This is a genomic window from Pseudomonas sp. AL 58 (genome assembly GCF_036348395.1).
In the GTDB taxonomy this organism is placed as follows: Bacteria; Pseudomonadota; Gammaproteobacteria; order Pseudomonadales; family Pseudomonadaceae; genus Aquipseudomonas; species Aquipseudomonas defluvii.
The window spans coordinates 26,231-33,313 of record NZ_JAZBQR010000030.1 but is presented as its reverse complement, the minus strand read 5'-3'; the positions used below and the strand labels follow the sequence as shown (position 1 = coordinate 33,313).

The window sequence follows — 7,083 nt, the reverse complement described above, 5'->3', positions numbered from 1 at the left end:
GCAGTGAAACGATGCATCGCCGATGGTAGTGTGGGGTTTCCCCATGTGAGAGTAGGTCATCGTCAAGATTAAATTCCAAAACCCCAGTCTGCGCGGCAGACTGGGGTTTTGTCTTTTCTGGGTCTGTACTCTGCTGTATGCAAGCTACAGAGATTGGTTGCGGTAGGGGCATGACGTACGGTCACGCCCCGCCCGGGGCTAGTGCTCAGGTGAGCAGGTTGCGGACATTGCTCATGGCGTTATCGGCAAAGCCCTGTAGAAAGGCCTGGAACGCTGGTAGCGCTTCGGCACCACCTTCATGAGGCTCTGCCTGGATAGTCCAGGTCGCGCGACTGTGCTGCTCTCCCAGGGCCTCCACCTGCATGGCTGCCCAGAGGTTGCCAATGTTCAGGCTGGTGTAGATCAGGCTCCAGGTCATGCACATTGCTTGGTCGTCGTGTGAGTTGAGTTGCTCGATGACCACATTACCGTCCTTGAACAGCTTCTTGCGTACGGATCGCACACCACTGCCGGTCATATCGATATGTGCCAGGGCAGGGATGAACACCGGGAAGCCGGCGAAGTTACCAACGATGTTCCAGACGCTGGTGGCGGCGGCGGGGATCTCGACGCTAGAAACAACGCGGCAGCCATCGGGATTGTGGATCAGGGTGTCAGGTTGCAGTTGCATGGTTGTGTACTCCTGTTTGGCTTGGGTGATTCAGATGAACTGGATGTCCTGGAGATAGCGGCAGCCGCGTTGCAGCAGCGCCGGGTTTTTTGCCGGGTAGCGCTCGCCCATGCGCCACACCCCTTCGCGGGCGTTGTCATGGTCGATGCGTGAGGTATCGCCGATGTCTTCCTCAAAACCGTTCAGGTAGAAGCCGAGCACCTCGAACAGCGCGTTGTCGCAGTCGACCCGCTGCAGTTGCTGCTGCCACTGCTCGACCTCGACCAGCTCAAAGGGCCGCCCAATGTCACGGAACGACGCGACATAGGCTTGCCAGCTCAGTGGCTCGGGATTGTGCAGGTTGAACACCGCCTGCTCGGGTCGGTAGCGGCTGGTGTGGAAGGCGATAAAGCGGGCGAGGAAGTCCACTGGCATCAGGTCGAAGTTGAGCTCCAGTGCTGGCACCTGGCCCAGTTGCAACGATCCCTTGAGCATCAGCATCAAGCGATTCTTGTGTGGCTGGCAGACACCGTTACGGCTGTCGAAGGTGATGTTGCCCGGCCGGTACAGATTGACCCAGACACCCTGCGCCCGTGCCCGCTCCAGGATGCGCTCGCCGACCCACTTGCTCAGGTTGTAGCCGTTGCGGATGTAGATCGGTGGTGTCTGTGCAGGTGGTTGCTCAAGCACCTTCCCGTCATCGTCGATGGCACTGCACGCTGAGAGCGTTGAGACAAAGTTGAAGATCTTTTTTCGTTGCCCTTCGCACAAGCGCAGGCAGGCAAACAAGGGCTCGACGTTGTCTATAGCCAGAGCCTGATAATCGAGCACATGATTGACGTGTGCGCCGTTGTGGATCAAAGCCCCGTAATGGCGGTCAAGGTAGTCGTAGTCCGCCTCATTAAGTCCAAGCTTCGGTTGGCGCAGGTCGGCTTCAAAAACCCTCACGCGGTTCAGGTCCAAGCCTTGTAGCTGGTTCTCGGTCACGGCCTGAGTAAAACGTTCCTCCGCTGAGTGGGTTGCGTTACGTCTCACAAGGCAGGCCACTTCGCTAGCGCCCCAGTCCAGGAGGGCCTCGACGATATGCACACCAAGGAAGCTGTTGGCACCGGTGACGATGACCTTGTGTACATCGCCAAGGCAGTCTATTGGTTGCACCTGAAGGTCTAGCGCACGTTCAGCATCGGACCGTGCTTGAGGGTCAAGCGTGCTGGTCTCGTTATCTTCGTCGCCCAGCAGCATTGCCATGCGTTGCAAGGTTGGCATTTCGATAAAACGGTTGATTGGGATACTGCGACCAAACGTTTCGCGAACTTCCAATAGCAGGCGCGACAACAGAATCGAATGACCACCCAGGTTGAAGAAACTGTCGGTGCAGGAGATATGGTCTGCGGGCAACTCCAGTAGCGCGCTCCAGATCCTGAGTACACGCTGTTCACAATCGTTTCGCGGTGCCACATGGGTGTTTTGCGGCCCCAGTTGAACAGGGCGCGCACGCAGGGCCTGACGGTCTATTTTGCCGTTGGCCGTATAGGGCATGTTTGGCAGTTCCTGATAGAACGCTGGACACATGTAATCAGGTAGTTGCTGCTCGGCGTATCTGCGCAACGCCACCTTGGCGTCTGCCTGCCGTGGCTGGGCAGCAAAAGCCAGCAAGCGGCGTTGCTGATCGACCACGACGGCAACCTGACGGTAGAGCTTGCTGGCACGCAGGCAATGCTCGACCTCTTCCGGCTCAACGCGGAAGCCGCGGATCTTTACCTGATTATCCCGGCGACCGCAGATTTCGATACCGTGCTCCGTCCACTTGCCCACATCGCCCGTGCGATAGACGCGCAGCTGTCTACCGTCGGGCAGGTCCAGCAGCAGAAAGCGTTCGGCGTTTAACTGCGGATTACCCAAGTAACCTAGGCCCACGCCCGGTCCTGCGATGTACAACTCACCTGGTGTTTGCTCGACCACGGGCTGCAGGTGTTCGTCGAGAATGAAAACTTCGCAGTTGGCGATGGGGCGACCCAAGTTGCGGTTGTTGTCCCGGCAGGCGAATACACGCGTAGTTGCCAGTACGGTGGTTTCGGTTGGCCCGTAGATGTTGTGGAAACAGCACTGTTCGGCCAGGTGCTCGATTACTTCTGGTTCGCAGACATCGCCACCGGTTATCAGGTGGTTCACGCCCCTCATCTGCTTCAGCGGCAGGATGCTCAGTAAAGCCGGTGGCAGAAAGGCATGAGTGACAGCTTCTCGCTGTAACAGCTCAAGCAGGCGTTGTGGGTCACGCCGCTGGTCTTCATCAGGGATGACCAATTCGGCGCCACAGGCCCACGTAGGCAGGATGTCCAGTAACGATGCATCGAAGTTGATGGTCGAAAATTGCAGCACTCGGCTGTGTGCCGCGAGTTGCACATGCTCGGCATACCAATGCTGGAAGTGGCTCAGGTTGCGTTGGCTGAGTAGAACCCCTTTTGGGTGGCCGGTGGTACCTGAGGTGTAAATGGCCACACTGGGTGCTTCGCTCTGTGCGCGTATGCGTATCAGGCTGGACAGGGGCGTTTGCGGTGCCGCGGGTAATTGGCTCAGATCCAGTGTGGGTAGGCCCGCCCGGTTGGGACTGAAGCTGGCATCGTGAATCAGCAGTGCTGCGCCGGCATTGTCGAGAATGTACTGAAGACGCTCGGCAGGGTGGTTGGGGTCCATTGGCAGGTACACCGCTGCGCAGCCCAATACGGCGAGCAAACTGGCGTAGAGCGCCAGTGACTTGGGCAAGCAGATGGCGATCACTGGTGGTTGAGCCCAGTGCGCTGGCAGGTGAGGGATCAACTGCTGTTGAATGGCCAATGCCTGAGCGTGCAACTGGGCATAACTGAGACGATGACCATTCAGGTTCAGCGCCGGGTTATCGGCAAAGACCTGAAAACTGCGCTCCAGCCGTTCGATGACAGGCACATCCGCGCGCTTGAGTAACTGTTCATTTCGGGTGCTATTGAAGAGATGAACAAATGCCAGTTGTTCCAGCCACATCAGGCCGTGTTCATGGGCGAACTGAGCACCACTGATGGTGGGCGTTTCAAGCAAGTAGTCGGGGTTGCGCGAGAGGCGCCCGACCTGCAGCGCAACCAGTGACTGAAGGCGGGCAATGGCTTGCAGACGCAGTTGCTGACCATTGCCTGAAGGCTCCATCGGCAGCACTTCGTGCGCAATCAGCCGTTGGGCTTTGCGGCTGCCTGTCCAGCAGCGCAGCTCCAGGCCCGGCAGCAGGCCCCGTGTGTCAGTGCTGCTACCCAGCCGCAGGCTCAGGAAGGTGCAACCGGAAACACCTGTTTCTGCAGCATACGGAAGGGGCAAGCTGCCATCTTCGATGACCAATTGTGGAGCCACCTGTAACGGCTGCTCTGGTCTAGACAGATCTGTCGCCAGGTAAAGGACGTGACCATGTTGCTCCAGCTCAGCGTGCAGTGCAGCCAGTGCCGGGCTGGTGCCTACCAGTAAAATATCGAGGCGTTTCATGACGGTCTCCTTGTCTCGACGTGGTAATCGGCCAGCGCGTGTTGCACGCACGGCGAGTCGAGCATTGAGCTGTTGCGGAAAAAGCGCAGGATGTTGCCCAGTAGTGGGTGTTGCTGATTGATCGGATAAACCATGCTCAGCACCTCCTCGTTAAGCGCTGTGCGCACGCGTTCAGACACCTGAAGGTGTTTGATCACGTTGAAGTCGAAGGCCTTTTGGATATCGTTGGTGAGGTACTGGCGAATGAACACCGGCAGTATTTGGGCGATACAGCTACGGTCCTCTTCCGGTGCGCTCTGCCAGTAGAGGCGTACCAGCCGCGCCCAGAACGTCGAATGACGGCCTTCGTCGAGCAGGTGATCCGCCATCAGGCCCTTGATTGATGGCTTGACCGTGTCGTCGCGGGCAAAGGCCGCCACATCGTTGGTCAGCGTGTTCTCGGCGATAGCCACGCAAATCAGTTCAAGCGCATCTCGCAGGTGTTCTGGCACCAGAGCCAGGGCCGCCGGAATAGCGCGGCTCAGTTCAATTTCGTTGGGTAGATCGATCGGCTCAATGCCGGTCAGCGCCACGGTCTGTTGCATGAAATCCATTGCCACCAGAGCGTGGTAGTCCTCATCAATGACCACCGTCATGGCGTCGTAGCGGCAGGCAAAAGGAAAGCGGATCGCGAAGCGGTTCTTGGCAATGGCGCGTGCTGTGCGGTCGACGATCTCGGTTTCGAAGATCACTACATCGTTGATGAACTTGTAGAGACTTTGCACCAGCACGAAGTCGCGCCATTGCGAGCACTCGCGCATGAACGTGGCACCCAGCACCAGTGGCTGACGGCTCAACGGATAAATCAGTCGGTCGTCGTTCTCCAGTATTCGCCGTGGGCGGGTGCGTATCGTTGCTCGGTCTTCCCAGACCGTAGCGAACGACTGGTAGTCGATAGCACTCATACGCTGGCCTCGGCAGTTTCAGCGTGCATCGCGTCACGCAGGCGGTCCCAGAGGGCAATGCGACTCTCCACTGCAGCAATGGCAGCTTCATACATCTCGCTCTCATGTCGGGGGTCGTTGTTTACTAACCGCGTGAGCAACTGCTCGGCTGCTGGCCCGTGGTCTTCCGAGTCCACTTCGATATGCCGTTGCAGGTAGTAACGGAAGGTCGGGGCCTGTTCTGCAGTAATTCCCCAATCATCCAGAATTCGCTGGAACATGCCTGGAATCACGCTTTCGCGGCCATGCAGGAACGCTGCTGCGACTGCATGGGCGGGGGCATTCATGGCGGTTTCGAGGGTGTTGCAGACGAACTGCTTGGCGGCATCGCTGGCAGCGACACGGCCCAAGGCACTGGCATAACCCATGCCCTCGCGCTGCAGGCGCACGAACTGCTCGATAGCGAGCGTGCTGGCGCCGACTTCGCGCATGGCGTCCAGATACAGCTCAAAGTGGCTGTAATGACCGTGCACCAGCCGGTTATCGGACTCCTCGCCTAAAACGATTTCATTGATCAGGCGAGCCGCCTTGGGGTCAGCGGGTGGTAACCAGGGTAGTTGTACACAGGTCAGTTCTTGTTGTAGCCGCTTGGTGAGTGACATGAAGTCCCAGACGGCAAAGACATGGGTTTCCATGAACCGTTGTAACACGGGTAATGAGTCTATTTCGGCGAAGATGGGGTGCGCGGCAAGTACCGCCTTCTTTTCACTGAGTAAATATTTGAGTGGGGTCATGATGGTTCCTTAATTGGACAATGTTGTGAGTGGGGCATGAATTGTTTTCTTCAGGCCGAGCGAGGCCGTCGAACGAAAAGTTCGATAATGGCGATCGCTGTATATAAGCCATTCGTGGCTTTATTCAGGCCGTTGTGGGCCCGCAGTGCCAACGCTTATGCAGTTGGCAGGGAAAAACTAAAGCAACTTCAAAGTTGTCTGCAAGTGTTTTTTAAATTAATTAATGGTGCGCTTATTATTTGTCGATAAGGTCTTCTATAAAACTTTTAAGTTAAGTTTTATTTGGCTGAGTGCGATCCTTTCGATGCAGTTAGATCGAAATAAAGTTATTGAGCGATTGTTTCGCTCGGCGCACTGATGTGGTGGGGAAGTTACATATGAACTATGAGGGGCGGCTGATCGGTATCGGTCCTTGCCCGTGGTCGAACTCCTTCTGTTGATCCATAACGCACAGACGACCAGGCCCACCCTTGGCGATCAGCGGCCGTCTGCTGCTAAGAGTGTGCTCAAAATGGCGGCACTGCCATGTCTGGCTGCCGGCCTGGAGGAAAAGGAGGTGTAAGAGGGGATGTCGTTGATGGGTGACAGCGAAGCAGGGTTAGAGGCTGAGCAGCCCCAAGTGGGTATTGATGATTTGCATCAGACGCTGCTGCAGCTTCGGATCGTCGAGTTGCGTGCTGGGCAACTCGATCAGTTCCAGCTCACGGCAAATGTAGTCTCGCCAGCCCAGTATGCGTTTCAGACTGCCTGGCGGATAAAGCGCAGTGACGGGTACTTGAAGGCTATGCGCGGTCTGGCATGGCGAGGTTGCTGGGCTATCGCACATTGAAACGAACAGATGACGGGTCAAGCGCGGACTGACGTGTTGCATTCGCTTGGCGATCTCGAAGGCCAGGTGCGCGCCGTCATTATGACCAAACAGCGCATGAGGTCGGCGTAGATAGGCCTGCAAACGCTCAAACAATTGCTCGCAAAGGTCCTCAGTGCCAGAGCCGCCTGCGGTCGCACCGTAGCCTGATACATCTATTGGCGCCAGCTCAATGTGATCGTTCAGGTCGTTCTGCCAGCGCTGATAGTGCACCAGGCTGCTCGCGCTGTTGGCGAAGCAGATCAGCACAATTGAGCCGGGCTGTGCGCACGGTAGGGGCGTAAGCTGTTGTGGCGTATGGGCGTGCACTGCATTTCCTTGCGCTCAAGACTTCCCTGAAGCAGT

The 7,083-nt window shown here is 57.2% G+C and carries 5 protein-coding genes; all 5 read right to left on the bottom strand.

Annotated features, from left to right (window positions below):
• Positions 1-205: 205 nt before the first annotated feature.
• The 5 genes from UIA24_RS21970 to UIA24_RS21950 all read right to left on the bottom strand — a co-directional run bounded on the left by UIA24_RS21970 (position 206) and on the right by UIA24_RS21950 (position 7,047).
• Positions 206-670, bottom strand: a complete 465-nt coding sequence (locus UIA24_RS21970; protein ID WP_065762018.1) for an SRPBCC family protein — start codon at positions 668-670, stop codon at positions 206-208.
• Positions 671-700: 30 nt separating this feature from the next.
• The gene (locus UIA24_RS21965) at positions 701-4,153 is read right to left on the bottom strand and encodes an amino acid adenylation domain-containing protein (RefSeq protein WP_330523924.1); all 3,453 of its coding nucleotides are present in this window, start codon (positions 4,151-4,153) and stop codon (positions 701-703) included.
• Positions 4,150-5,097: a diiron oxygenase gene (locus UIA24_RS21960; RefSeq protein WP_330523923.1), complete on the bottom strand. Its 948-nt coding sequence runs from the start codon at positions 5,095-5,097 to the stop codon at positions 4,150-4,152. Before UIA24_RS21960 ends, UIA24_RS21965 begins: the two co-directional genes overlap by 4 nt.
• Positions 5,094-5,870 (bottom strand): DUF3050 domain-containing protein, encoded by a 777-nt coding sequence (locus UIA24_RS21955; protein ID WP_330523922.1) that lies wholly within the window; start codon positions 5,868-5,870, stop codon positions 5,094-5,096. Before UIA24_RS21955 ends, UIA24_RS21960 begins: the two co-directional genes overlap by 4 nt.
• Before the next feature lie 598 nt (positions 5,871-6,468).
• On the bottom strand, positions 6,469-7,047 hold the full coding sequence (locus tag UIA24_RS21950; protein ID WP_099773255.1) for a thioesterase domain-containing protein: 579 nt from the start codon (positions 7,045-7,047) through the stop codon (positions 6,469-6,471).
• Positions 7,048-7,083 lie beyond the last annotated feature (36 nt).

Bases quoted from the DNA above. Each gene is read 5' to 3' on its own strand.
- UIA24_RS21965 (WP_330523924.1), bottom strand. From the start codon at position 4,153: ATGAAACGCCTCGATATTTTACTGGTAGGCACCAGCCCGGCACTGGCT.
- UIA24_RS21970 (WP_065762018.1), bottom strand. From the start codon at position 670: ATGCAACTGCAACCTGACACCCTGATCCACAATCCCGATGGCTGCCGC.
- UIA24_RS21955 (WP_330523922.1), bottom strand. From the start codon at position 5,870: ATGACCCCACTCAAATATTTACTCAGTGAAAAGAAGGCGGTACTTGCC.
- UIA24_RS21960 (WP_330523923.1), bottom strand. From the start codon at position 5,097: ATGAGTGCTATCGACTACCAGTCGTTCGCTACGGTCTGGGAAGACCGA.